Annotated in this window: 28 protein-coding genes; 17 read left to right on the top strand and 11 right to left on the bottom strand. The window is 60.8% G+C overall.

Features of this window, described 5'->3' with window-relative positions; genetic code table 11:
- Window positions 1-43: 43 nt before the first annotated feature.
- The 3 genes from HU739_RS13275 to tldD are packed head-to-tail and all read left to right on the top strand — an operon-like array spanning window position 44 to window position 6213.
- Window positions 44-3847, top strand: a complete 3804-nt coding sequence (locus HU739_RS13275) for a YhdP family protein (protein ID WP_186547274.1) — start codon at window positions 44-46, stop codon at window positions 3845-3847.
- Between the two features lie 58 nt (window positions 3848-3905).
- Entirely contained in the window at window positions 3906-4766 is an 861-nt protein-coding gene (locus HU739_RS13270) for a carbon-nitrogen hydrolase family protein (protein WP_186547273.1), read from the top strand.
- Between the two features lie 4 nt (window positions 4767-4770).
- Complete coding sequence (gene tldD, locus HU739_RS13265; protein WP_007961588.1) at window positions 4771-6213, top strand: metalloprotease TldD; 1443 nt, start codon at window positions 4771-4773, stop codon at window positions 6211-6213.
- A gap of 51 nt (window positions 6214-6264) precedes the next feature.
- On the opposite strand, the gene yjgA is transcribed toward tldD, so the two are convergent.
- Entirely contained in the window at window positions 6265-6789 is a 525-nt protein-coding gene (yjgA, locus tag HU739_RS13260) for a ribosome biogenesis factor YjgA (RefSeq protein WP_025109468.1), read from the bottom strand.
- Between the two features lie 102 nt (window positions 6790-6891).
- On the opposite strand from yjgA, the gene pmbA reads away from it, so the two are divergent.
- From pmbA to HU739_RS13230, 6 genes are all read left to right on the top strand, one after another.
- Window positions 6892-8244: a metalloprotease PmbA gene (gene pmbA, locus HU739_RS13255; protein WP_186547272.1), complete on the top strand. Its 1353-nt coding sequence runs from the start codon at window positions 6892-6894 to the stop codon at window positions 8242-8244.
- 241 nt (window positions 8245-8485) lie between these two features.
- Entirely contained in the window at window positions 8486-8893 is a 408-nt protein-coding gene (locus tag HU739_RS13250) for a FagA protein (protein WP_186547271.1), read from the top strand.
- Window positions 8874-10250, top strand: coding sequence for a class II fumarate hydratase (locus HU739_RS13245; RefSeq protein ID WP_186547270.1), 1377 nt, complete (start codon window positions 8874-8876; stop codon window positions 10248-10250). The genes HU739_RS13250 and HU739_RS13245 overlap by 20 nt, the downstream gene beginning before the upstream one ends.
- A 27-nt stretch (window positions 10251-10277) precedes the next feature.
- Window positions 10278-10718, top strand: a complete 441-nt coding sequence (locus HU739_RS13240) for a hypothetical protein (RefSeq protein ID WP_186547269.1) — start codon at window positions 10278-10280, stop codon at window positions 10716-10718.
- A gap of 1 nt (window position 10719) precedes the next feature.
- Window positions 10720-11331, top strand: coding sequence for a superoxide dismutase (locus HU739_RS13235; RefSeq protein WP_186547268.1), 612 nt, complete (start codon window positions 10720-10722; stop codon window positions 11329-11331).
- Between the two features lie 30 nt (window positions 11332-11361).
- The gene (locus tag HU739_RS13230) at window positions 11362-12255 is read left to right on the top strand and encodes a ZIP family metal transporter (protein ID WP_186547267.1); all 894 of its coding nucleotides are present in this window, start codon (window positions 11362-11364) and stop codon (window positions 12253-12255) included.
- Between the two features lie 120 nt (window positions 12256-12375).
- Here HU739_RS13230 and HU739_RS13225 read toward each other — a convergent pair whose 3' ends face one another.
- The 10 genes from HU739_RS13225 to HU739_RS13180 all read right to left on the bottom strand — a co-directional run bounded on the left by HU739_RS13225 (window position 12376) and on the right by HU739_RS13180 (window position 19399).
- The gene (locus tag HU739_RS13225) at window positions 12376-12651 is read right to left on the bottom strand and encodes an HPr family phosphocarrier protein (protein WP_186547266.1); all 276 of its coding nucleotides are present in this window, start codon (window positions 12649-12651) and stop codon (window positions 12376-12378) included.
- Window positions 12652-12666: 15 nt separating this feature from the next.
- Window positions 12667-13524, bottom strand: a complete 858-nt coding sequence (rapZ, locus tag HU739_RS13220; protein ID WP_186547265.1) for an RNase adapter RapZ — start codon at window positions 13522-13524, stop codon at window positions 12667-12669.
- 2 nt (window positions 13525-13526) lie between these two features.
- Window positions 13527-13991, bottom strand: a complete 465-nt coding sequence (gene ptsN / locus HU739_RS13215; protein ID WP_186547264.1) for a PTS IIA-like nitrogen regulatory protein PtsN — start codon at window positions 13989-13991, stop codon at window positions 13527-13529.
- Window positions 13992-14003: 12 nt separating this feature from the next.
- Window positions 14004-14312, bottom strand: coding sequence for a ribosome hibernation-promoting factor, HPF/YfiA family (gene hpf / locus HU739_RS13210; RefSeq protein ID WP_090281780.1), 309 nt, complete (start codon window positions 14310-14312; stop codon window positions 14004-14006).
- 73 nt (window positions 14313-14385) lie between these two features.
- On the bottom strand, window positions 14386-15876 hold the full coding sequence (locus HU739_RS13205; protein WP_186547263.1) for an RNA polymerase factor sigma-54: 1491 nt from the start codon (window positions 15874-15876) through the stop codon (window positions 14386-14388).
- Between the two features lie 186 nt (window positions 15877-16062).
- Window positions 16063-16788, bottom strand: a complete 726-nt coding sequence (gene lptB, locus HU739_RS13200) for an LPS export ABC transporter ATP-binding protein (RefSeq protein WP_186547262.1) — start codon at window positions 16786-16788, stop codon at window positions 16063-16065.
- Window positions 16788-17333, bottom strand: a complete 546-nt coding sequence (lptA, locus tag HU739_RS13195; protein WP_186547261.1) for a lipopolysaccharide transport periplasmic protein LptA — start codon at window positions 17331-17333, stop codon at window positions 16788-16790. The genes lptB and lptA overlap by 1 nt, the downstream gene beginning before the upstream one ends.
- Window positions 17320-17892, bottom strand: coding sequence for an LPS export ABC transporter periplasmic protein LptC (gene lptC / locus HU739_RS13190; RefSeq protein ID WP_186547260.1), 573 nt, complete (start codon window positions 17890-17892; stop codon window positions 17320-17322). Before lptC ends, lptA begins: the two co-directional genes overlap by 14 nt.
- 8 nt (window positions 17893-17900) lie before the next feature.
- Entirely contained in the window at window positions 17901-18425 is a 525-nt protein-coding gene (locus tag HU739_RS13185; protein WP_186547259.1) for a KdsC family phosphatase, read from the bottom strand.
- Entirely contained in the window at window positions 18425-19399 is a 975-nt protein-coding gene (locus HU739_RS13180; RefSeq protein WP_186547258.1) for a KpsF/GutQ family sugar-phosphate isomerase, read from the bottom strand. The genes HU739_RS13185 and HU739_RS13180 overlap by 1 nt, the downstream gene beginning before the upstream one ends.
- 274 nt (window positions 19400-19673) lie before the next feature.
- Between HU739_RS13180 and HU739_RS13175 the strand changes: the two genes are divergently transcribed.
- The 8 genes from HU739_RS13175 (at window position 19674) to hisG (ending at window position 25118) form a co-directional block, all read left to right on the top strand.
- A complete protein-coding gene (locus HU739_RS13175) occupies window positions 19674-20483 on the top strand; it encodes an ATP-binding cassette domain-containing protein (protein ID WP_186547257.1) in 810 nt (269 codons plus the stop codon).
- On the top strand, window positions 20483-21280 hold the full coding sequence (mlaE, locus tag HU739_RS13170) for a lipid asymmetry maintenance ABC transporter permease subunit MlaE (RefSeq protein WP_186547256.1): 798 nt from the start codon (window positions 20483-20485) through the stop codon (window positions 21278-21280). The genes HU739_RS13175 and mlaE overlap by 1 nt, the downstream gene beginning before the upstream one ends.
- On the top strand, window positions 21280-21747 hold the full coding sequence (gene mlaD / locus HU739_RS13165) for an outer membrane lipid asymmetry maintenance protein MlaD (RefSeq protein ID WP_186547255.1): 468 nt from the start codon (window positions 21280-21282) through the stop codon (window positions 21745-21747). Before mlaE ends, mlaD begins: the two co-directional genes overlap by 1 nt.
- 11 nt (window positions 21748-21758) lie before the next feature.
- Window positions 21759-22412 carry an MlaC/ttg2D family ABC transporter substrate-binding protein gene (locus HU739_RS13160; protein WP_186547254.1) on the top strand — a complete coding sequence of 218 codons (654 nt, stop codon included), beginning with the start codon at window positions 21759-21761 and terminating at the stop codon, window positions 22410-22412.
- Window positions 22409-22714 carry an STAS domain-containing protein gene (locus HU739_RS13155; RefSeq protein WP_186547253.1) on the top strand — a complete coding sequence of 102 codons (306 nt, stop codon included), beginning with the start codon at window positions 22409-22411 and terminating at the stop codon, window positions 22712-22714. Before HU739_RS13160 ends, HU739_RS13155 begins: the two co-directional genes overlap by 4 nt.
- A 116-nt stretch (window positions 22715-22830) precedes the next feature.
- Window positions 22831-23070 (top strand): BolA family protein, encoded by a 240-nt coding sequence (locus tag HU739_RS13150; RefSeq protein ID WP_093104663.1) that lies wholly within the window; start codon window positions 22831-22833, stop codon window positions 23068-23070.
- Window positions 23071-23092: 22 nt separating this feature from the next.
- Window positions 23093-24358 carry a UDP-N-acetylglucosamine 1-carboxyvinyltransferase gene (gene murA, locus HU739_RS13145; RefSeq protein WP_186547252.1) on the top strand — a complete coding sequence of 422 codons (1266 nt, stop codon included), beginning with the start codon at window positions 23093-23095 and terminating at the stop codon, window positions 24356-24358.
- Window positions 24359-24482: 124 nt separating this feature from the next.
- Entirely contained in the window at window positions 24483-25118 is a 636-nt protein-coding gene (hisG, locus tag HU739_RS13140) for an ATP phosphoribosyltransferase (protein ID WP_095180378.1), read from the top strand.
- Window positions 25119-25122: the final 4 nt, after the last annotated feature.

Genomic DNA, 25122 nt, shown 5'->3' with positions numbered 1-25122 from the left:
GCCTCAGCTTTTCGCAGTATTTTTGCCATGGGAGCCAACTGACATGGAGCGTCTGACACGCATTTTGGCCGCACTCACCCGTTGGGGGCTGGGCCTGTGCGCGTTGGTTCTGGTGTTGATGGCCTTGTACGTCAGTCTGGGCCGCGAGCTGACCCCACTGGTGGCCGAATACCGCGCCGATCTTGAAGACAAGGCCAGCGCCGCCCTCGGTATGCCGTTGCAGATTGGCGAGCTGGAAGGCAACTGGAGCGGTTTCGCGCCGATCCTGCTGGCCCATGACGTGATGGTCGGCGACGGCGCCAACGCGTTGCGGCTGGACCGCGTGCGGGTGGTGCCGGACCTGTGGGCCAGTGTGCTGGCCCGCGAAGTACGCCTCGCGCATATCGAACTCAACGGCCTGAAGATCAGCCTCAAGGAAGCCGAAGACGGTAGCTGGGCACTGGAAGGCCTGCCGGTGCAGAAGGATCAGCCGTTCGATCCGGTCCAGTTGTTCCAGCGTTCGCAGATGATCAGACAATTGTCGGTGCTCGACAGCCAGGTCACTTTGCAACCGCTCGATCACCCGCCAATGACGCTGACTTATGTCGGGCTGAATCTGCACACCGGCGCCAGCCGCCAACGTCTCGATGCCCGTTTGACCCTGCCTGACGGCCAGCCTGTCGCGCTGAACCTGCGCACGCGAATTCGTCCCGATCAATGGCAGAACAGCGCCATCGAGGCATACGCCAGCCTGCCGCAGAGCGATTGGTCGAAGTGGTTGCCCGAGCGTCTGACACAGCAGTGGAATTTTTCCCGGATCAAGGCCGGCGGTGAGTTGTGGGTAAATTGGGCCGAAGGCGCCCTGCAAAGCGCTGCGCTACGCCTGAATGCACCGCAAGTCACCGGTGCCTACGCCGAGCGCAAACCGATCCAGATCGACAATCTGGCGCTGAATGCGTATTACCAGAACAGCCCCAAAGGCGCGACGATCACCCTCGACTCGCTGGCGATGAGCTTCGGTGAAACCCGCTGGGAGTCCCGCGTTCAGGTACAACAGACCCGGGCGAGCGACACGGTTGAAGAGCTTTGGCATTTGCAGGCCGACCGCCTCGACCTGACGCCGATCACGCCGCTGCTCAATGCGCTGGGACCGTTGCCACAGGGTGTCGCCACGGCGGTTGAGCGCTTGAAGGTGACCGGCGGCTTGCGCAATGTCCTGCTGGATTTTCGCCCGAACGCCACCGACGGCAACAAATTCGGCTTTGCCGCCAACCTGGATAACGTCGGTTTCGACGCCTACCACGGTGCGCCAGCGGCGCGAAATGTCAGCGGCAGCCTCGCCGGCAATCTCGACGGCGGCGAGCTGCGCCTGGACAGCAAGGATTTTGTCCTGCACCTCGACCCGATTTTCGCCAAGCCGTGGCAATACCTGCAGGCCAATGCGCGGCTGACCTGGAAGCTCGACAAGGACGGTTTTACCCTGATCGCGCCCTACCTGAAAGTGCTGGGCGAGGAGGGCAAGATTGCCGGCGACTTCCTGATTCGCCTGCACTTCGACCATAGCCAGGAAGACTACATGGACTTGCGCGTCGGCCTGGTCGAGGGAGACGGTCGCTACACGGCCAAATACCTGCCCGCCGTGTTGAGCCCGGCGCTGGATCAATGGCTGCGCACGGCGATTCTCAAGGGCGCGGTGGATCAGGGTTTCTTCCAGTATCAGGGATCACTGAGCAAGAATGCCGGTGAGGCCGACCGCAGCATCAGCCTGTTTTTCAAGGTGCATGACGCCGAGCTGGCGTTTCAGCCGGGCTGGCCGCACGTGAGCAAGGTCAGCGGTGACGTGTTCATTGAAGACAGCGGCGTGCGCATCTGGGCCCGCAAGGGCCAGTTGCTCGATACGCAAGTCAGCGATGTCTTCGTCAATATTCCCCACGTACCCGCCGGGCAGAACACGCACCTGCTGCTCGATGGCGCATTCGCCGGTGGTCTGGGCGACGGTTTGAAAATTCTTCAGGAAGCGCCGATCGGTACGGCCGAAACCTTTGCCGGCTGGGAAGGCGCCGGTGATCTGAGCGGCAAGCTCAAACTGGACGTTCCGCTGGCCAAGGGCGATCAGCCGAAAATTCTCGTCGACTTCAAGACCGCCAACGCACGACTGAAGCTGGCCGAGCCGACGCTGGAGCTGACCCAGCTCAAGGGCGATTTTCGCTTCGACAGCGCCAAAGGCTTGAGCGGGCAGAACATCACTGCGCGGGCTTTCGACAAGCCGGTGAGCGCGCAGATTTTTGCCGACGGCAGCCCCAACAAGCTCAGGACCCGCGTCGCAGCGTCGGGGCAGGTTGAAGTCAAGAAACTCACCGACTGGCTTGGCGTGACGCAGCCGTTGCCGGTGTCCGGGACGATTCCATATCAGTTGCAATTGACCCTCGACGACGCCGACAGCCAGTTGATGGTCAATTCCAGCCTCAAGGGCGTGGCGGTGGATCTGCCGGCGCCGTTCGGCATGGCCGCCGATGTCGGGCGCGACACCGTGTTCCGCATGACCTTGCAGGGCCAGGAGCGGCGTTATTGGGTCAGCTACGATCAACTCGCCAGTTTCACCTTCGCCGCGCCGCCGGCCAGTTTTGCCGACGGTCGGGGCGAGTTGTTTCTTGGTGCTGGCGAGGCGCTGCTGCCGGGATCCAGAGGCCTGCGCATACGTGGCGTGCTGTCGGAGCTGGACGTCGCACCGTGGCAGGACGTGCTGAATAAATACGCCGGACAGGATGTCGGTGGCAGCGCCAACAAGCTACTCAGCAGTGCGGACTTCAAGGTTGGCAAGCTGACCGCGTTCGGCACCACGCTGGATCAGGCTTCGGTGCAGCTCAATCGCAAGCCGGCAGCCTGGAATCTGGCGCTCGACAGCCAGCAAGCCAAAGGCACGGCCAGCCTGCCGGACGCCAAGAGCGTGCCGATTGCAGTGACTCTGCAATACGTCAAGCTGCCCGCCCCCGACCCGGCGGTGCAGGCCGACGAAAACGCGCCTGACCCGCTGGCCTCGGTCGATCCGACGAAAATTCCGGCACTGGATATTACCCTCAACCAACTGTTCCTCGGCCCGGATCTGGTCGGTGGCTGGTCACTGAAAGTGCGGCCGACCGCCAAAGGCATCGCCCTGAACAACCTCGACATGGGTCTCAAAGGCATCCTGTTGCAAGGCAATGGCGGCTGGGAAGGCGCGCCGGGATCGACCAGCAGTTGGTACAAGGGCCGCATCGGCGGCAAGAACCTCGCCGATGTGCTCAAGGGCTGGGGTTTCGCACCGAGCGTGACCAGCGAAGAATTCCACATGGACGTCGATGGCCGCTGGCCGGGCTCGCCGGCGTGGCTGGCGACCAAGCGCTTCTCCGGCACTCTGGATGCCTCGCTGAACAAGGGCCAGTTCGTTGAAGTGGAGGGCGGCGCTCAGGCGCTGCGGGTGTTCGGCCTGCTCAACTTCAATTCGATCGGCCGGCGTCTGCGCCTGGACTTCTCCGACCTGTTCGGCAAGGGCTTGAGCTATGACCGGGTCAAAGGTCTGCTGGTGGCGAACAACGGCGTCTATGTGACGCGAGAACCGATTCGCCTTACCGGGCCTTCGAGCAACCTTGAGCTGGACGGTACGCTGGATCTGGTGGGTGACAAGGTGGATGCGAAATTGCTGGTGACGTTGCCGGTGACCAATAACCTGCCGATCGCCGCGCTGATCGTCGGCGCACCGGCGGTCGGCGGTGCGTTGTTCCTGATCGACAAGCTGATCGGTGACCGCGTGGCACGCTTCGCCAGTGTGAAGTACACCGTCAAAGGCCCATGGAAAGAGCCGAAAATCACCTTCGACAAGCCTTTTTGAACGGCCCGGCCTTGAAGCGATGGAGTAGCATGGCCACCTACCTCTTTGGGAGTTCGCCATGTCTTTAGCGGTGATTCAAATGGTCAGCCAGAGTGACGTGCTGGCCAATCTGGCTCAGGCCCGGCGCCTGCTTGAACAGGCGGCCGCTGGCGGGGCGAAGCTCGCGGTACTGCCGGAAAACTTCGCCGCCATGGGTCGTCGCGACGTCGCCGATATCGGCCGCGCCGAAGCTTTGGGCGAAGGGCCGATCCTGCCATGGTTGAAACAGACCGCCCGCGACCTCACGTTATGGATAGTCGCCGGCACATTGCCTTTGCCGCCGCTGGGGCAACCCACGGCCAAGGCCAACGCCTGCTCGCTGTTGATCAACGAACACGGCGAGATCGTCGCGCGCTATGACAAGCTGCATCTGTTCGATGTCGACGTGGCGGACAATCGCGGTCGTTACCGCGAGTCCGATGACTATGCTTATGGCAGCAATGTAGTGGTGGCGGACACGCCGGTGGGTCGCGTCGGACTGAGCGTGTGTTACGACTTGCGCTTCCCGGAGCTGTACAGCGAATTGCGTGCTGCCGGTGCCGAATTGATTACCGCACCGTCGGCGTTTACTGCCGTGACCGGCGCCGCGCATTGGGATGTGCTGATTCGCGCGCGTGCCATCGAGACTCAATGTTATGTGCTGGCGGCCGCACAGGGCGGAACCCACCCGGGACCGCGCGAAACCTTCGGCCATGCGGCAATTGTCGACCCGTGGGGGCGCGTACTGGCCCAACAGGATCAAGGCGAAGCGGTGTTGTTGGCCGCTCGCGACAGCGATGAACAGGCGTCCATTCGGGCGCGCATGCCGGTGACGCGTCATCGGCGGTTTTTCTCGCAGGGCGCACAGCGGCCTGCTTCAGAACACGAATTTAAGGCGTAAACCTATGAGCGAGTTGTTGTCCTCAGTCAGTGATCATCTATTGGCGCCCGGTGGCGTGACGATCGAGAGCCTGCAAGGTGTGCTCGGCGATCTCGCCGGCCCTGGCATCGATGCCGCCGATCTGTATTTCCAGGGCCAGATTTCCGAATCGTGGTCGCTGGAAGACGGCATCGTCAAGGAAGGCAGCTTCAACCTCGACCAGGGCGTTGGCGTGCGCGCGCAGTCCGGTGAAAAAACCGGTTTTGCCTACAGCAACGCGATCACCCTCGAAGCCCTCGGCGCTGCGGCCCGTGCGGCGCGCTCGATCTCCCGCGCCGGGCAGAACGGCACCGTGCAGGCGTTCAGCACCCAGGACGTCGCCCAACTGTATGCGCCGGACAACCCGCTGGAAGTGCTGAGCCGCGCCGAAAAAGTCGAATTGCTCAAGCGCATCGACGTCGCCACGCGCGCGCTCGACCCGCGCATTCAGCAGGTCAGCGTGAGCATGGCCGGTGTCTGGGAACGGATTCTGGTCGCGTCCACCGACGGTGGCCTGGCCGCCGATGTGCGGCCGCTGGTGCGTTTCAACGTCAGTGTCATCGTCGAGCAGAACGGCCGTCGCGAGCGTGGCGGACATGGCGGCGGCGGACGTACCGATTACCGTTATTTCCTCGCCGAAGATCGCGCGATGGGCTATGCCCGGGAAGCGTTGCGTCAGGCGCTGGTCAATCTGGAAGCGATCCCGGCGCCGGCCGGTACGCTGCCGGTGGTACTGGGTTCCGGCTGGTCCGGCGTGCTGCTGCACGAAGCGGTCGGTCACGGTCTGGAAGGCGATTTCAACCGCAAGGGCAGCTCCGCCTACAGCGGGCGCATGGGCGAAATGGTTGCCTCGAAACTCTGCACCATCGTCGATGACGGCACGTTGAGCGGGCGTCGCGGTTCGCTAAGTGTCGATGACGAAGGCACCCCGACCGAGTGCACCACGCTGATCGAAAACGGTGTGCTCAAGGGCTACATGCAGGACAAGCTCAATGCCCGTCTGATGGGGGTGGCGCGCACCGGTAACGGTCGCCGCGAATCCTACGCGCACCTGCCGATGCCACGGATGACCAACACTTACATGCTCGGCGGCGAAAGCGATCCGGCGGAAATCATTGCTTCGGTGAAGAAAGGCATCTACTGCGCCAACCTTGGCGGCGGTCAGGTCGACATCACCAGCGGCAAGTTCGTGTTCTCCACCAGCGAGGCCTACCTGATCGAGGACGGCAAAATCACCGCGCCGGTCAAAGGCGCGACGTTGATCGGCAACGGCCCCGAGGCGATGAGCCGGGTGTCGATGGTCGGTAACGATCTGGCGCTGGACAGCGGTGTGGGCACGTGCGGCAAGGATGGGCAGTCGGTGCCGGTGGGTGTCGGTCAGCCAACGCTGAAAATCGATGCGATCACCGTGGGTGGCACGGGCGCATAAGAGGACGTGGAGCTTCGGGTGGCGCGCAGGGCGGCCACCCGGTGGCGAATATCAACGCAGGCCGCGTTGTGTATCGTCCAGCTCACGGATGTATTTGAAGATCTTGCGGCTGGAAGCAGGAGGTTTGTTTTGCGCAACCTCGTGCTGGGCCTGACGGATCAAGGAGCGTAGCTGTTGGCGGTCGGCGTCCGGATACTCGACGACGAACTTCTCCAGCACGGCGTCATCGCCCGCGATCAGGCGGTCACGCCAGCGTTCCAGATTATGGAAACGCTCGTTGTACTGGCGAGTGGAGGCATCGAGTTGATCGAGCAACGTCAGAATCGCGTCCGTGTCCTGGTCGCGCATCAGTTTGCCGATGAATTGCAGGTGCCGTTTACGCGCGATGTTCGCGGTGTGCTTGGGCGCATCGGCCAATGCCCGGCGCAAGGCGTCGGTCAACGGCAGTTTTGCCTGCAAGTCGGGCTTGAGTGTGGTCAGGCGCTCGCCAAGGTCAACCAGAGCATGCAGCTCGCGTTTGACCTGAGATTTGCTTTTTTCTCCCGTATCGAGGGAGTCGTCGTAAGAATCAACCATGGTGGCAGTCCGCAAAGAAACGCCGCCATGATAACCAGTCGGGGGCCGCTTGTCCGGCCCGGTCGCTCGATGACCCCAGCCGAAAGCAGAATTTGAGTGGAGATGAGCATGAGTGCAGTTCAAAGCGTCGGCCCGCAGGCATTGCCGGCACTGCAGGAACAGGTTGAGCAGATCATCGCTGAAGCCAGGCGCCAAGGCGCCAGCGCCTGTGAGGTTGCGGTGTCGCTGGAGCAGGGGCTGTCGACTTCGGTGCGTCAGCGCGAGGTCGAAACCGTCGAATTCAACCGCGATCAGGGCTTTGGCATCACCTTGTACGTTGGCCAGCGCAAAGGCTCGGCCAGCACCTCGGCCACCGGGCCAGAGGCGATTCGTGAAACGGTCGCGGCGGCACTGGCGATCGCCAAGCACACCTCCGAGGACGAAGCGTCAGGTCTTGCCGATGCGGCATTGATGGCCAAAGACATCAAGGATTTCGACCTGTTCCACGAATGGGATATCACCCCGGAGCAAGCCATCGAGAAGGCCTTGCTCTGCGAGGCGGCGGCTTTTGATGCCGATGCGCGGATCAAGAACGCCGACGGCACCACGCTCAGCACCCATCAGGGTTGCCGTGTTTATGGCAACAGCCACGGTTTCATCGGTGGTTACGCATCGACGCGGCACAGCCTCAGTTGCGTGATGATCGCCGAAGCCGACGGCCAGATGCAGCGGGATTACTGGTACGACGTCAGCCGTCAGGGCAGCTTGCTCGCCGATCCGGTGAGCATCGGCCAGCGTGCCGCGCAGCGGGCGGCGAGCCGTCTGGGCGCGCGCCCGGTGCCGACATGCGAAGTGCCAGTGCTGTTTTCCGCTGAACTGGCGGGCGGTTTGTTCGGCAGCTTCCTGTCGGCAGTATCGGGCGGCAGCCTGTATCGCAAGTCTTCATTCCTGGAAGGCACGCTGGGGCAGAAGCTGTTCCCGGAATGGCTGACCATCGACGAGCGTCCGCACCTGATGCGCGCCATGGGCAGCGCTTCCTATGACGGCGACGGCCTGGCGACCTATGCCAAACCGTTCGTCGAAAAAGGCGAGTTGGTGTCTTACATCCTGGGTACGTACTCCGGACGCAAACTGGGCATGCCGAGCACCGCCAACGCGGGCGGCGTGCACAACCTGTTCGTCACCCATGGCGATGAAGATCAGGCAGCGCTGTTGAAACGTATGGGCCGTGGACTGTTGGTCACCGAGTTGATGGGGCATGGCCTGAACATGGTCACCGGCGACTATTCGCGCGGGGCGGCGGGTTTCTGGGTCGAAAACGGCGAAATCCAGTTCGCGGTGCAGGAAGTGACCATCGCCGGCAACATGCGCGACATGTTCAAGCAGATTGTCGCGGTGGGGAATGATCTGGAACTGCGCAGCAACATCCGCACCGGTTCGGTGTTGATCGAGCGGATGACTGTCGCGGGCAGTTAAGCCCGGCCGTTACACAAATAAGGCGCGCCACCTCAACGGGTGGTGCGCCTTTTTTTATGCTTGCACAAATCTCCTGTGGGAGCGGGCTTGCTCGCGAATGCGGTCTTTTAGTCACAACATCTCTGGCTGACACACCGCATTCGCGAGCAAGCCCGCTCCCACAAGGTTGCGTGCATGCAGGCTTGTTTTGGTTCTCATTATCATCTAATAATGAATCTCATCTCCGCACGAGTCCCGGATCATGAGTTCTGCCTTGCACGAGCAGCCCTACCTCGAAAGCTGGCGCTGGATGAGTCGCCAGATCCGTTGCGCACTGAATCCTGACGAGCCACGCCTGATCGAACACTACCTTGCCGAAGGGCGCTATTTGTCTTGTTGCACGGCAACCTCGCCCTGGACCGTCGCCGAAACTTCTTTCCGTCTGTTGCTCGATACCGCCACTGATATGGCCTTGCCGTGGCACTGGCGCAGCCTCTGCCTCGATCAGGCCTGGCGGCCGTTGCGCGACATGGAGCGCCTGGCGCTTTGCCAATGCCGCCTCCAGCGCTGGCAACGCTACACCTGGCAACTCGCAACATGTGAGTTGCAACCCTCGATCCCTCTTACTGAACTGCTGCAAGGACACTCGCATGACCAAGACACGTATTGAGCGCGACAGCATGGGCGAACTGCAGGTGCCGGTCGACGCGCTCTACGGCGCGCAAACCCAGCGCGCGGTGAATAACTTCCCGATCAGCGGCAAGCCGATGCCGCGCCAGTTCGTCCGCGCACTGATTCTGGCCAAAGCCGCTGCCGCTCGCGCAAACGTCGAGTTGAACCAGATCAGCGCGGCGCAAGGCAAAGCCATCAGCGATGCCGCGCAAGGGCTGCTCGCAGGCAATTTCATGCAGCATTTCCCGGTGGATATTTTCCAGACCGGTTCCGGCACCAGCTCGAACATGAACGCCAATGAAGTGATCGCCACGCTGGCCAGCCGTCTGCTTGGCGAGTCGATCAATGCCAACGACCATGTCAACTGCGGCCAGAGCAGCAACGACATCATCCCGACCACCATCCATGTCAGCGCCGCGCTGGCCTTGCATGAACAATTACTGCCGGCGCTGCTGCATCTGGTGCAAGTCATCGAGCACAAGGCCGGGCAAGTGCATCACCACGTCAAGACCGGGCGTACGCATCTGATGGACGCGATGCCCGTGCGCATGAGTCAGGTGCTTAATGGCTGGGCGCAGCAGCTCAAGGCCAACATCGGTCATTTGCAGGATTTGCTCCCCAGCCTGCAATCGCTGGCGCAGGGCGGCACGGCGGTCGGCACCGGGATCAATGCGCACCCTGAATTCGCGGCGCGTTTCAGCCGGCATTTGAGCCAACTGACCGACGTGCAATTCACCCCGGGCAAGGATCTGTTCGCGCTGATCGGCTCGCAGGACACCGCCGTCGCCGTTTCCGGTCAGCTCAAGGCCTGCGCCGTGACGCTGATGAAGATCGCCAACGACCTGCGCTGGATGAACTCCGGCCCGCTCGCCGGTCTCGGCGAAATCGAACTCGAAGCCCTGCAGCCCGGCTCGTCGATCATGCCGGGCAAGGTCAATCCGGTGATACCGGAAGCCACGGCCATGGTCGCCGCGCAGGTGATCGGCAACGATTCGGTGATCACCGTCGCCGGTCAGTCGGGCAACTTCGAACTCAATGTGATGCTGCCGATCATTGCCGACAACCTGCTGAGCAGCATCGAGCTGCTGGCCAATGCCAGTCGGCTGCTCGGTGACAAGGCCATCGCCAGCTTCAAAGTCAACGAGGCGCGCCTCAAGGAAGCTCTGTCGCGTAACCCGATTCTGGTGACTGCGCTCAATCCGATCATCGGCTACCAGAAAGCCGCGGAAATCGCCAAGCAGGCCTACAAGGAAGGTCGCGCGGTGATCGACGTCGCGCTGGAACACACCGACCTGTCACGCCGCGAGCTGGAAGAGTTGCTCAACCCCGAGAAACTCACCGCCGGCGGCGTGTAAATCCCGCAACCGCTTTGGAGGTTCATCATGGAGCACTGGAAACGCACGATCGAACGGGCCAATCGCTGCTTCATGCTGGGCGAGCTGATCGATGCCCGTGAGGCTTACCTGCAAGCCCTGGCCCTGGCGCAAGTGTTGTTCGAACGCTGGGCGGACGCCGACGAAGCGGTGGCGGCCTGCGTCGTCTCTCATCACAACCTCGCCGATTTGCACCTGCGCCTGAATCAACCGGAGGAGAGCGCCGAGTATCTGTGCGCCATCCACCAACGGTTATTGCAGACCATGCAGGACGAACGCTTGCGCCCGGCCCTGCGTGAAGCGGCGTTGCGCCAGAGCAGCAAGACCTACGTCGAACTGCTGAATTTCATCAGCGAGTACGGCGAATACCCGCGCACCCAGCGTTTGCTGCACCCGGACACCGGCAATGCACGTCGCGCCTCAGCCCCTCATCACCATGGAGTCCATTGAAATGGCTTTTACCTTGCCTGCCTTGCCTTACGCCTACGATGCCCTCGAACCGCACATCGATGCGCAAACCATGGAGATCCACTACGCCAAGCATCACCAGACCTACATCAACAACCTTAACGCCGCGGTGGAAGGCACCGAGTTTGCCGAGTGGCCAGTGGAAAAACTTGTCGCCAGTGTGCAGCAGTTGCCGGAAAAGCTTCGCGCAGCGGTGATCAATCAGGGCGGCGGCCATGCCAACCATTCGCTGTTCTGGGAAGTGATGGTGCCCAACGGCGGTGGCGAGCCCGACGGTGCTTTGGCCAAAGCCATTGATGAACAACTGGGCGGACTCGACCGTTTCAAGGAAGCGTTCACCAAAGTCGCGTTGACCCGTTTCGGCAGCGGCTGGGCCTGGCTCAGCGTGACCCCGGAGAAAAAGCTGATCGTGGAAAGCAGCGGCAATCAGGACAGTCCATTGATGAACGGCAACACGCCGATTCTCGGTCTCGATGTCTGGGAACACGCTTATTACCTGCGCTACCAGAATCGCCGTCCGGAATACATCAATGCGTTTTACAACGTGATCAATTGGCCTGAAGTCGCTGCGCGCTACCAGGCCGCACTGGTCTGAGTTTCCGATAACAACAATTCAAGGCTGACTATGGGCACTGAGACACTGGCGATCACAAGTGGGCGTATGTTTCGTTACGCCGTGGGATCGCTGTTGCTGTTGGCGGGCATGACCCTGCTGGTCGCGCACGGGCTGCAATGGCTGGATCTTGCGCCGAGACTGTCCAGAGCCTTGCAGGGTGGTGCGATCTGCGCTCTCGGCACGGCGCTCGGGGCGGTCCCGGTGCTGGTGATCCGGCGCATGCCGCAAGCACTCAGCGACACCTTGCTGGGGTTCGGTGCCGGGGTCATGCTGGCGGCGACAGCATTCTCGCTGATCGTGCCGGGCATCGCCGCTGCTGAAAGTCTGGGCCTGACTCCGTGGACGGCCAGCGGACTGATCTGTTTCGGCATCCTGCTGGGCGCGCTCGGTCTGTACCTGGTTGATCGCAGACTGTCGGGGGCTTCGCCGCAAATGCTCATCGGCACGCTGGAGCATCCGGTGATTCCACCGCGGATCTGGCTGTTCGTGTTCGCCATCATCGCGCACAACATTCCGGAAGGCATGGCGGTCGGTGTGTCTGCTGGCGGCGGTATGCCGGAAGCGGACAGCCTGGCGATGGGTATCGCCTTGCAGGATGTGCCGGAGGGGTTGGTGATTGCGTTGGTGCTGGCCGGGGCGGGGATGTCGCGTGTCAGGGCATTCCTGATCGGCGCGGCGTCAGGTCTGGTCGAACCGGTGTTCGCAGTGTTGTGTGCCTGGCTGGTGAGTCTGGCGCAAGTGCTGTTGCCGCTGGGATTGGCACTGGCGGCGGGGGCGATGTTGCTGGTGGTCACTCACGAAGTGATCCCGGAGTCGCGCCGTCATGGTCATGACAAGCTGGCGAGTCTCGGTTTGTTGATCGGGTTTTGTCTGATGATGGTCATGGATACGGCGTTGGGTTGAGCTGTGGTGTGGGAGCTTGCTCCCGCCGGGCTGCGAAGCGGCCCCGCTGGATTTTTTCCAGCTGCACCGCACTGACGACTGCTGCGCAGCCGAGCGGGAGCAAGCTCCCTCGCCACAGGGTCACTCGCCTTCATCGAAGTAGTTGTTGATCAGTTCTACCAGGGCGTCCATGGCTTCCTGGGCTTGCTCGCCCTCGGTGCTCAAATGGATTTTGGTGCCCTTGCCCGCCGCCAGCATCATCATTGCCATAATGCTTTTACCGTCCACTGTGCTCTCGGGCGTGCGGCCCACTCTTATCGTCGTGTCCGGAAATTTGCCGGCAACGCCGACGAACTTGGCCGACGCTCGGGCGTGCAGCCCCAATTTATTGATGATTTCGATTTCACGAGCAGGCATCGCGGTGTGAATCCTTTAGGTGAGGTCGCGGTGGCGAACCTGGACGTTCTTCAAGGTTTTTTGCAGGGCCTGACCCAGGCGTTCGGTCAGGTAGACAGAGCGGTGGTGCCCGCCGGTACAGCCAATGGCAACGGTGACGTAGGCGCGATTGCTCGCGGCGAAGCGCGGCAGCCACTTGTGCAGGTAGGCGAAGATGTCCTGATACATTTCTTCGACATCCGGCTGTTCCGCCAGATACTCGGCCACCGGCGCGTCGAGACCGGACTGCTCGCGCAGCTCCGGTTTCCAGTACGGGTTGGGCAGGCAGCGCACATCAAAGACCAGGTCGGCGTCGACCGGCATGCCGCGCTTGAAGCCAAACGACTCGACCAGAAACGCCGTACCCGGCTCCGGCTGGTTCAGCAGACGCAACTTGATGGTGTCGCGCAACTGATAGAGGTTCAGGTGCGTGGTGTTGATCTTCAGGTCAGCCAGATCGGCAATCGGGCCGAGCAGGGCGCTTTCATCCTTGATCGCCTCGGCCAGCGAACGGTCGGCATTGCTCAGCGGGTGACGACGGCGCGTCTCGGAGAAACGCTTGAGCAGGGTTTCTTCGTCGGCATCCAGATACAGCACATCGCACTGAATGTGCTTGCTCCGGGCATCTTCGAGCAGTTCAGGGAAGCGCGACAGGTGGCTCGGCAGATTGCGCGCATCGATCGACACGGCGACCAGCGGCTGTGCCAGTTCGGTGTGGATCAGCGCGCGTTCGGCCAGTTCCGGCAGCAGGCCAGCCGGCAGGTTATCGATGCAGTAATAGCCGTTGTCCTCAAGGACATTCAGGGCGGTACTTTTACCCGAGCCCGAACGGCCACTGACGATGATCAAACGCATGATTAGTGCCCGTTCTGTTCGTCCAGGACGACTTTGTACAGCGCTTCGCTGCTTGGCGCGCTGCGCAGTCTGTCGCGCACTTCCTTGCGATCGAGCATGCTGGCGATCTGGCGCAGCAATTCCAGGTGTGCATCGGTCGCAGCTTCCGGTACCAGCAACACGAACAGCAGGTCCACCGGGGCGCCATCGATGGCGTCGAAATCAATCGGGGCTTCAAGGTGCATCAGCGCGCTGATCGGCGACTGGCAACCCTTGAGGCGGCAGTGGGGAATGGCGATGCCGTTGCCAAAACCGGTGGAACCGAGTTTTTCACGGGCAACCAGGGCCTCGAAGACATCCTGCATCGCCAAATCCGGCACTTCGCGGTGGATCAGGTTGGCAATCTGTTCGAGGGCTTTTTTCTTGCTGCCGCCCGGCGCGTTCACTTGGGAACGGCCGGGGGTCAGGATGGTTTCAAGTCGGATCATGGGATAGGGGGGTTAACGACCGGTCGCGCCCTGGAGGAGGCTTTGGGTCTTTTCCTTATGCTTTTTGAGTTGGCGATCCAGCTTGTCGGTGAGCAGGTCAATGGCGGCATACATGTCGTCATGCTCGGCATTGGCAACTACTTCTCCGCCGGGAATATGCAGCGTGGCTTCGATTTTCTGCTTGAGCTTCTCGACATTCAATATGACTTGCACGTTGGTGATCTTGTCGAAATGCCGCTCCAGTCGGTCGAGTTTTTCGCCGATGTAGGTGCGCAGAGGTTCGGTCACTTCCAGTTGGTGTCCACTGATGTTGACTTGCATACAGCTTCTCCTTCGTTGCCAGTGCATAAAGCGGCAGGCCGAAAAGCCTGCCACTGGAACGCTGTAACGTGGCTTACATCAACCGTTTGCGCTCGCTCGAAGGCGCGATCCCGAGGGATTCGCGGTACTTGGCGACCGTGCGGCGAGCCACCTGAATGCCTTGTGCCTCCAGTAAACCAGCGATCTTGCTGTCGCTCAACGGCTTTTTCTGATTTTCCGCGGCAACCAGTTTTTTAATGATCGCGCGGATCGCCGTGGACGAGCATTCGCCGCCTTCGGAGGTGCTGACGTGGCTGGAGAAAAAGTATTTCAGTTCATAAATACCGCGTGGGGTATGCATGAATTTCTGCGTGGTCACCCGGGAAATCGTCGATTCATGCATGCCTACGGCTTCGGCGATGTCATGCAGGACCAGCGGCTTCATCGCTTCGTCGCCATATTCCAGGAAGCCGCGTTGGTGCTCGACAATCTGCGTGGCCACTTTCATCAGGGTTTCGTTGCGGCTTTGCAGGCTCTTGATGAACCAGCGCGCTTCCTGCAACTGATTGCGCATGAAGGTGTTGTCGGCGCTGGTGTCGGCGCGCTTGACGAAGCCGGCGTACTGGGCGTTGACGCGCAGACGCGGTACGGATTCCTGATTCAGCTCGACCAGCCAGCGTTCGTTGTCCTTGCGCACGATAACATCGGGGATGACGTACTCGGCTTCGGTGGACTCGATCTGCGAGCCCGGACGCGGATTAAGGCTCTGAACCAGTTCGATGACCTGGCGCAGCTCATCTTCCTTGAGCTTCATGCGGCGCATCAACTGGCTGTAATCGCGGCTGCCCAGCAGGTCGATGTAATCGGCGACCAGACGTTTGGCCTCGGCCAGCCACGGCGTCCGGGCCGGCAACTGACGCAGTTGCAGCAGCAGGCACTCGCTGAGGTTGCGGGCGCCGATGCCGGCGGGTTCGAACTGCTGGATGCGATGCAGGACGGCTTCGATTTCGTCCAGCTCGATGTCCAGTTCCGGATCGAATGCTTCAAGGATCTCGTCGAGGGTTTCGTCGAGATAGCCCTGATTGTTGATGCAATCGATCAGTGTCACGGCGATCAGCCGGTCGGTGTCGGACATCGGCGCGAGATTCAGTTGCCACAGCAGATGGCTTTGCAGGCTTTCGCCAACGGATGTGCGGGTGGTGAAATCCCACTCGTCGTCATCGCTGCTGGGCAGGCTGCTGGCGCTGGTCTGGTAGACGTCTTCCCAGGCGGTATCGACCGGAAGTTCGTTAGGGATGCGCTCGTTCCATTCGCCTTCCTCGAGGTTATCCACCGTCGGGGCGGCTTCCTGGTAGGACGGTTCCTGAATTTCGGCGGGCTTTTGTTCGGTGCTGTCGGCCAGCGGGTCGGAATTGTCGAAGTCGTCGCCTTCTTCCTGGCGTTCGAGCATCGGATTGGATTCCAGGGCCTCCTGGATTTCCTGTTGCAGATCCAGGGTGGACAATTGGAGCAGGCGGATGGCCTGTTGCAGCTGCGGTGTCATCGTCAGCTGCTGGCCCATTCTCAAGACTAGCGATGGTTTCATGGCAGGGGCTTAACACCTTATTCGCCGGCGCTATGCGCCATCCACTACAGGGCGCCGAAGCGCCAAACTTAAGCAAATTATATGCCTGAAACTGAAGTGTTTGCCTAGAGCGCTGTAACAATTAAAGCGTATTAAATTCCGGCTCGAATCGATACGGCGCCCGGGCGGCTCACCGGGCACTGTCGCTTACAGGCGGAATTCGTGACCCAGATACACTTCCTTGACCAGATCGTTGGCCAGAATGGTTTGCGCATCGCCTTCAGCGATCAGTTGGCCATCGTTGACGATATAGGCGGTTTCGCAGATATCCAGGGTCTCACGGACGTTGTGGTCGGTGATCAGAACACCGATGCCCTTGGCCTTGAGATGGTGAATGATTTGCTTGATGTCGCCGACCGAGATCGGGTCGACACCGGCGAACGGTTCGTCGAGCAGGATAAATTTCGGCGCGGTGGCGAGGGCGCGAGCGATTTCCACACGGCGACGCTCACCGCCGGACAGGCTCATGCCGAGGTTGTCGCGAATGTGGCTGATGTGGAATTCCTGCAGCAGGCTTTCCAGCTCCTTGCGACGGCCGGCCTTGTCGAGTTCCTGACGGGTCTCAAGGATCGCCATGATGTTGTCGGCCACCGACAGTTTGCGGAAGATCGACGCTTCTTGCGGCAGATAGCCGATACCGGCCTTGGCGCGACCGTGCATCGGCTGGTGGCTGACGTCCAGATCATCGATCAGCACTCGACCCTGATCGGCCTGCACCAGGCCCACGATCATGTAAAAGCAGGTCGTCTTGCCGGCGCCGTTCGGACCGAGCAGGCCGACGATCTGGCCGCTGTCGATCGACAGGCTGACGTCACGCACGACCTGGCGGCTTTTATAGGCCTTGGCCAGGTGCTGAGCTTTCAGAGTTGCCATTACTGGGTTTTCTCGTCGGTTTTCTTCTTCGGCTGGATCACCATGTCGATGCGCGGACGCGCTTCGGTGACTTTGCTGCCCGTGGCGCGACCGGCGCTGGCGAGTTTCTTCACGGTGTCGTAGACGATTTTCTCGCCTTGGGTGGTGTTGTTGTCTTTGTCGACAACCTTGGCCTTGTCGATCAGCACGACGCGGTTCTGCGCGGCGTGGTACTGGATCGTCACGCCCCAGCCCTGTACGGGCTTGCTGTCGCCAGCGGTCTGCAGTTGTTCGAAGTAGGCCAGGTTGCCGACCGAAGTTACCACATCGATATCGCCGGCCTGGGTGCGGGTGATGGTCACGGTATTGCCTTTGACGATCATCGAACCCTGGGTAATGATCACGTCACCTTTATAGGTGGCAATGCCATTCTTGTCGTCCAGTTGGGCGTCGTCGGCCTGAATGCGGATCGGTTGCTGCTGATCGTTCGGCAGGGACCAGGCGCTCACGCTTCCCAGTGCTGCGCCCAGACTGAGCAAAATAGGGAGGGTTTTAACGAGCCTCATACTGTCCTCTTACGTTCGATTGCAGGTGTATCCTGCTTTCCTTCAGGTACGCTTTCATTCCGACGCCAGTCGATACACCGCCAGCGCCCTCGATTCTAACGGGTTGCGCGGTCTGCGCATATTCTTGCTGCGGGAACACGGTCATGCGGGTGCTGGTGATCAGGGTGCCGCGATTTTTCTCATCGGTACGCTGTACGCGCACCGAGTCGATCAATTCCACTTCGGTACCGCCCGAATTCACTTCGCCGCGCTCACTGGTCACGTGCCATGGGAAGTCGGTGCCGCGATACATGTTCAAGTCCGGTTTGGTGACCAAGGTGACGTCGGTAGCCTTGACGTGCTCGGCCTTGTCGGAGGTCATCTCGTACTGCACTTTGCCGTCCGGCAGATACTGAATGGTGTGCGTGTTGGTCGCGTACCAGTCGATCGGGTTTTCGGCGGTCGACACCGGCGGCTTGTCGAGAAAGCGCTCCGGGCTGATATTCCAATAGCCGACCGCAGCGAAGATCGCAGCGATGCAGCCGAACAGCAGGAAGTTGCGAAACTTTTTGCTAAACATGGCTTGGCTCACAGGTACGCGGCGTTGGCCGCATCGAGGCGGCCCTGGGCGCGCAGGATCAATTCGCAGAACTCGCGGGCGGCACCTTCGCCGCCGCGGGCGCGGGTCACGCCGTGGGCATGTTCGCGGACGAAATCGGCAGCGTTGGCAACGGCCATGCCCAGGCCCACGCGGCGGATCACCGGCAGGTCAGGCAGATCGTCACCGAGGTAGGCGACCTGTTCATAGCTTAGGCCCAGTTGGGCCAGCAGGCCGTCGAGAACGACCAGTTTGTCCTCGCGCCCCTGAAACAGATGAGGAATGCCGAGGTTTTTCGCTCGGCGCTCGACCACCGGGGTTTTGCGACCACTGATGATAGCCGTCTGCACGCCGGCATTCATCAGCATTTTGATGCCCTGGCCGTCGAGGGTGTTGAACGTCTTGAACTCGCTGCCGTCTTCGAGGAAATACAGACGTCCGTCGGTAAGGACGCCATCGACGTCGAAGACTGCCAGTTTGATCGCTTTGCCGCGTTGCAGCAGATCGTTGCTCATTACATGACTCCTGCGCGCAGCAGATCGGAGAGGTTGAAGGCGCCGATCGGGCGGTCCTCCTCGTCGACGACTACCAGGGCGTTGATTCGGTGGTCTTCCATGATTTTCAGGGCTTCGGCGGCGAGCATCTCGGGCCGGGCGGTCTTGCCGTGCGCGGTCATCACCTGATCAATGGTGGCGCTGCGGATATCGATGGCGCGATCCAGGGTGCGACGCAAGTCGCCGTCGGTGAAGATCCCGGCGAGCCTGCCGTCGGCTTCAAGGATGACGGTCATGCCGAGGCCCTTGCGGGTCATCTCCATCAGCGCGTCCTTGAGCAAAGTGCCGCGTTGCACCTGCGGCAGCTCCTGGCCGGCGTGCATGACGTTTTCCACTTTCAGCAGCAGACGACGCCCAAGCGCTCCGCCCGGATGAGAGAAGGCGAAGTCTTCAGCGGTAAAGCCGCGCGCCTCCAGCAGCGCCACCGCCAGGGCGTCGCCCATGACCAGCGCTGCCGTCGTCGACGAGGTCGGCGCCAGGTTCAGCGGGCAGGCTTCGTGCTCGACGTGAACGTTGAGATTGACCTCGGCGGCCTTCGCCAACGGCGACTGCGGGTTACCGGTGAGGCTGATCAACTGGATGCCCAGGCGTTTGATCAGGGGCAGCAAGGTCACGATTTCATTGGTCGAGCCGGAGTTCGACAGGGCCAGGATCACGTCGTCGCGAGTGATCATGCCCATATCGCCGTGGCTGGCTTCGGCCGGGTGCACGAAAAACGCCGGGGTGCCGGTGCTGGCCAGGGTGGCGGCAATCTTGTTGCCGATGTGCCCCGATTTGCCCATGCCGACCACGACCACACGCCCCTTGCTGGCCAGAATCATCTCGCAGGCGCGCACGAAATCGGCGTCGATATGGGGCATCAAGCCTTGAACGGCTTCCACTTCGAGGCGGATGGTGCGTTGTGCCGATTGAATCAGGTCGCGGGTTTTGCTCATGTCAGGAATCGTTTAGCCCGATGAAAAGGCGGCGATTATAGCGGTTTAGTTGCAAAGCCTCACGTAAGTTCGTCGTGCTTTGTCATTACTCGTTACCAAAACCCTCTAAAAGAAGCGGCGACCCTCTCATGTCGCTGATCTGCGAGGGGTTCAGGCTTGGGCGCTTGGCCTTTGCAGTGATATAGTTCGCCGCCAGTTCGGCCTGCCCGGGATGTAGGTGCTTTCCACTGAAAGCCTGGCATCCAAGTGAGAGGCTGCATCGCAAGGAGTTTAGATGAGTGCCGATAACGCCTACGCGGTCGAGCTGAAGGGAGTTTCCTTCAAGCGCGGTGCGCGCAGCATTTTCAATAACGTCGATATTCGCATCCCGCGCGGCAAAGTCACCGGCATCATGGGGCCTTCCGGGTGTGGCAAGACCACGCTGTTGCGCATGATGGGCGCGCAGTTGCGCCCGTCCAGCGGCGAAGTCTGGGTCAACGGCCAGAACCTGCCGACGCTGTCGCGCAGTGATCTGTTCGATGCGCGCAAGCACATGGGCGTGCTGTTTCAGAGTGGCGCGCTGTTTACCGATCTCGATGTCTTCGAGAACGTGGCGTTCCCCCTGCGTGTGCATACCCAACTGCCGGAAGACATGATTCGCGATATCGTTCTGCTCAAATTGCAGGCGGTGGGTTTGCGTGGCGCCATCGATTTGATGCCCGATGAATTGTCCGGCGGTATGAAACGCCGTGTGGCACTGGCGCGTGCCATTGCGCTGGATCCGCAGATTCTCATGTACGACGAGCCCTTTGTCGGCCAGGACCCCATCGCCATGGGCGTGCTGGTGCGCCTGATCCGTCTGCTCAACGATGCGCTGGGGATCACCAGTATCGTGGTCTCCCACGACCTGGCAGAAACCGCGAGTATCGCCGACTACATCTACGTCGTGGGCGACGGCCAGGTGCTGGGGCAGGGCACGCCGGACGAGTTGATGAACTCGCAAGAACCGCGCATTCGTCAGTTTATGACCGGCGACCCTGATGGCCCGGTGCCGTATCACTTTCCAGCGACGGATTACCGCGCAGATCTTCTGGGGAAGCGCTGATGCGCAGAATTTCATTGATAGAACGCGTGCGCCGGTTTGGCGAAGCGGCGATCGACGCCGTTGCGGTGTTTGGTCGTGCGACCTTGTTCCTGTTTCATGCCTTGCTGGGCCGCGGCGGCATCAGCGGCGGTTTTGGCCTGCTGGTCAAACAGCTGCATTCGGTAGGCGTCATGTCGCTGGTGATCATCGTGGTCTCCGGCATCTTTATCGGCATGGTCCTGGCCCTGCAGGGCTTCAGTATTTTGTCGAGTTATGGTTCCGAGCAGGCGGTGGGGCAGATGGTTGCCCTGACGCTGTTGCGCGAGCTGGGTCCGGTGGTCACAGCGTTGCTGTTTGCCGGGCGCGCCGGTTCGGCGCTGACAGCCGAAATTGGCAACATGAAGTCCACCGAGCAGTTGTCCAGCCTGGAGATGATCGGTGTCGATCCGCTCAAGTACATCATCGCCCCGCGGCTGTGGGCTGGTTTCATTTCCCTGCCAGTGCTGGCGATGATCTTCAGTGTGGTGGGCATCTGGGGCGGTTCGTGGGTGGCCGTCGACTGGCTGGGCGTGTATGAAGGCTCCTACTGGGCGAACATGCAGAACAGCGTGAACTTCGTCGACGACGTGCTCAACGGAGTGATCAAAAGCATCGTTTTCGCCTTTGTCGTGACCTGGATCGCCGTATTTCAAGGCTATGACTGTGAGCCCACTTCCGAGGGGATCAGTCGTGCCACTACCAAGACCGTGGTGTTTGCCTCGCTGGCAGTGCTCGGCCTGGACTTTATTCTGACCGCTTTGATGTTTGGAGATTTCTGATGCAAAACCGCACCCTGGAAATCGGTGTCGGCCTGTTCCTGCTGGCAGGGATCCTGGCTTTGCTGCTGCTCGCCTTGCGGGTCAGTGGCCTGTCTGCGACTTCGTCCACCGACACTTATAAACTGTATGCCTATTTCGACAATATCGCCGGTTTGACGGTCAGAGCCAAAGTGACCATGGCCGGTGTAACCATCGGCAAGGTCACGGCAATCGATCTGGATCGCGACAGCTTCACCGGTCGGGTCACGCTGCAAGTGGATAAAAAGGTCGACAACCTGCCGGTTGATTCCACAGCGTCTATCCTGACCGCGGGTCTGCTGGGCGAGAAATACATCGGTATCAGTGTCGGCGGCGAAGACACCCAGTTGAAGGATGGCGGAACCATCCACGACACGCAGTCGTCACTGGTACTGGAAGACCTGATCGGTAAATTCCTGCTCAATACCGTTAGCAAAGACGCCAAATGAGGAGCTTTTGAATGATCTCTATCTTGCGACGTGGCCTGTTGGTGTTGCTCGCGGCACTGCCGTTGATGGCTAACGCTGCGCCGGGACAATCGGCACATGATCTGATTCAGGACACGACGAACCGGATGCTTGCCGACTTGCAGGCCAACAAAGAGAAATACAAGCAGGATCCACAGGATTTCTACACCGCGCTGAACAACATTGTCGGCCCCGTGGTAGATGCCGAAGGCATTTCCAAGAGCATCATGACGGTGAAGTATTCGCGTAAGGCGACGCCCGAGCAGATGCAGCGCTTTCAGGAAAACTTCAAGCGTGGCCTGTTCCAGTTCTACGGGAACGCGCTGCTTGAGTACAACAACCAGGGCATCACCGTCGATCCTGCCAAGGACGAGTCGGGCGATCGCACCAGCGTCAACATGACCGTCAAGGGCAGCAATGGCGCGATCTATCCGGTGCAATACACGCTGGAAAAGATCGGCGGCGAGTGGAAACTGCGCAACGTGATCATCAATGGCATCAACATTGGCAAGCTGTTCCGTGATCAGTTTGCCGACGCGATGCAGCGCAATGGCAACGACCTCGACAAGACGATCAACGGTTGGGCCGGTGAAGTGGCCAAGGCCAAGCAGGAAACCGACAAAGCTGCTGCGAAGCCAGCGCAATGAGTGAGGCGGCAGTGCGTATGAGTGATGTCGACGAGCTTGTGCTCAGTGGCGTGCTGGACTATCGCACCGGGCCGGACCTGAGAAGGGAAGGCCAGGCGCTGATCAAGTCGAGCAAGGCAAGCTCGTTGGTCATCGATTGCTCGGCGGTGAAGAAGTCCAGCAGCGTCGGTTTGTCGTTGCTGCTGTGCTTCATGCGCGATGCGCAGTCGGCCGGCAAGTCCGTCAGCATCCGCGCCATGCCGGAAGACATGCGCGAAATTGCAGAGGTCAGCGAATTGACCGAGCTGTTCGCGACACACTGATCCCGCATCCGCAACAAAAGCCCCCCGTCAGAGTCCTGCATTGCGGGGTTCGCAGGCGCGGGGCTTTTTTGTATGATGTCCGACCCGTGCGCACAGGGCGCCGATTGAGGTTGAGCATGCAGGCCGTAGAAGTGAAAAACTTCCTTGAAGGGAAGCTGCCAGGAATTCAGGTAGAAGTTGAAGGCGAAGGCTGCAACTTCCAGCTGAACGTGATTAGCGATGAACTGGCGGCGTTGAGCCCGGTCAAGCGTCAGCAAAGCATCTATGCCCATTTGAACCCATGGATCGCTGATGGCAGCATCCACGCGGTCACTATGAAATTTTTCAGCCGCGCGGCCTGGGCCGAGCGCACCTGAGCCCTAGGGCGTCGAGATACTAATGGATAAATTGATTATTACCGGTGGCGCTCGTCTTGATGGCGAGATCCGCATTTCCGGCGCGAAAAACTCCGCCCTGCCGATTCTGGCCGCCACCCTGCTGTGCGATGGCCCAGTGACGGTTGGCAACCTGCCGCACCTGCACGACATCACCACCATGATCGAGCTGTTCGGTCGCATGGGCATTGAGCCGGTGATCGACGAGAAGCTCAGCGTCGAAATCGATCCGCGCACCATCAAAACCCTGATCGCACCGTACGAACTGGTGAAAACCATGCGTGCGTCGATCCTCGTACTGGGTCCGATGGTCGCGCGTTTCGGTGAAGCCGAAGTGGCGCTGCCTGGCGGTTGCGCGATCGGTTCGCGTCCGGTCGACCTGCACATCCGTGGTCTGGAAGCGATGGGTGCGATCATCGACGTCGAAGGCGGCTACATCAAGGCCAAGGCGCCTGAAGGCGGCCTGCGCGGTGCGCACTTCTTCTTCGATACCGTCAGTGTGACCGGTACCGAGAACATCATGATGGCCGCCGCCCTGGCCAAAGGCCGCAGCGTGCTGCAGAACGCCGCTCGCGAGCCTGAAGTGGTCGACCTGGCGAACTTCCTCAACGCTATGGGCGCCAAGGTTTCCGGTGCCGGCACCGACACCATCACCATCGATGGCGTCGAGCGTCTGGGTTCGGCTTTCTATAAAGTCATGCCTGACCGTATCGAAACCGGCACCTACCTGGTCGCCGCCGCCGTGACCGGTGGCCGCGTCAAGGTCAAGGATACCGATCCGACCATTCTCGAAGCCGTTCTGGAAAAACTCCGTGAAGCCGGCGCAGAGATCACCTGCGGTGAAGACTGGATCGAGCTGAACATGCACGGCAAGCGTCCGAAAGCCGTGAACGTGCGCACCGCGCCGTACCCGGCATTCCCGACTGACATGCAGGCGCAGTTCATCTCGCTCAACGCCATTGCCGAAGGCACCGGTGCAGTGATCGAGACGATCTTCGAAAACCGTTTCATGCACGTGTACGAGCTGCACCGCATGGGCGCCAAGATCCAGGTCGAAGGCAACACCGCGATCGTCACCGGCACCGAGATCCTCAAGGGCGCGCCAGTGATGGCCACCGACCTGCGGGCTTCGGCCAGTCTGGTGATCTCGGCACTGATGGCCGAAGGCGACACGCTGATCGACCGCATCTACCACATCGACCGTGGTTACGAGTGCATCGAAGAAAAACTGCAGATGCTGGGCGCCAAGATCCGTCGCGTTCCGGGCTGATTGCTGCATTGGGACACAGGGACGTGTCCGCTGAGTTTTCGAGTCGAGCCGGGTACCGGCTCGATGTGTGTCCGGCGCCGATTGCGACCGGGCATGAGTACCTTGATAAGGACTGACGTTTCCCATGTTGACCATCGCACTGTCCAAGGGCCGCATCCTTGACGACACCCTGCCGCTTCTCGCCGAAGCGGGCATCGTGCCGACCGAGAATCCGGACAAGAGCCGCAAGTTGATCATCCCCACGACCCAGGACGACGTGCGTCTGCTGATCGTGCGCGCCACCGATGTGCCGACCTACGTGGAGCATGGCGCGGCCGACCTTGGCGTTGCCGGCAAGGACGTGTTGATGGAATACAGCGGCCAGGGCCTGTACGAGCCGCTGGACCTGCAGATCGCCCAATGCAAGCTGATGACCGCTGGCAAGATCGGCGCAGTCGAGCCCAAGGGCCGTCTGCGCGTGGCGACCAAGTTCGTCAATGTCGCCAAGCGTTACTACGCCGAGCAGGGCCGTCAGGTCGACATCATCAAGCTTTACGGTTCGATGGAGCTGGCACCGCTGATCGGTCTGGCCGACAAGATCATCGACGTGGTCGACACCGGCAACACCCTGCGCGCCAATGGCCTGGAACCTCAGGAACTGATCGCCACGATCAGCTCGCGCCTGGTGGTCAACAAGGCTTCGATGAAGATGCAACACGCCCGAATCCAGGCGTTGATCGACACCCTGCGCAACGCAGTGGAGTCTCGACACCGCGGCTGATTCA

Source organism: Pseudomonas hamedanensis, assembly GCF_014268595.2.
GTDB classification, from domain to species: Bacteria; Pseudomonadota; Gammaproteobacteria; order Pseudomonadales; family Pseudomonadaceae; genus Aquipseudomonas; species Aquipseudomonas hamedanensis.
This window is presented reverse-complemented; position numbering and strand designations above follow the sequence as displayed.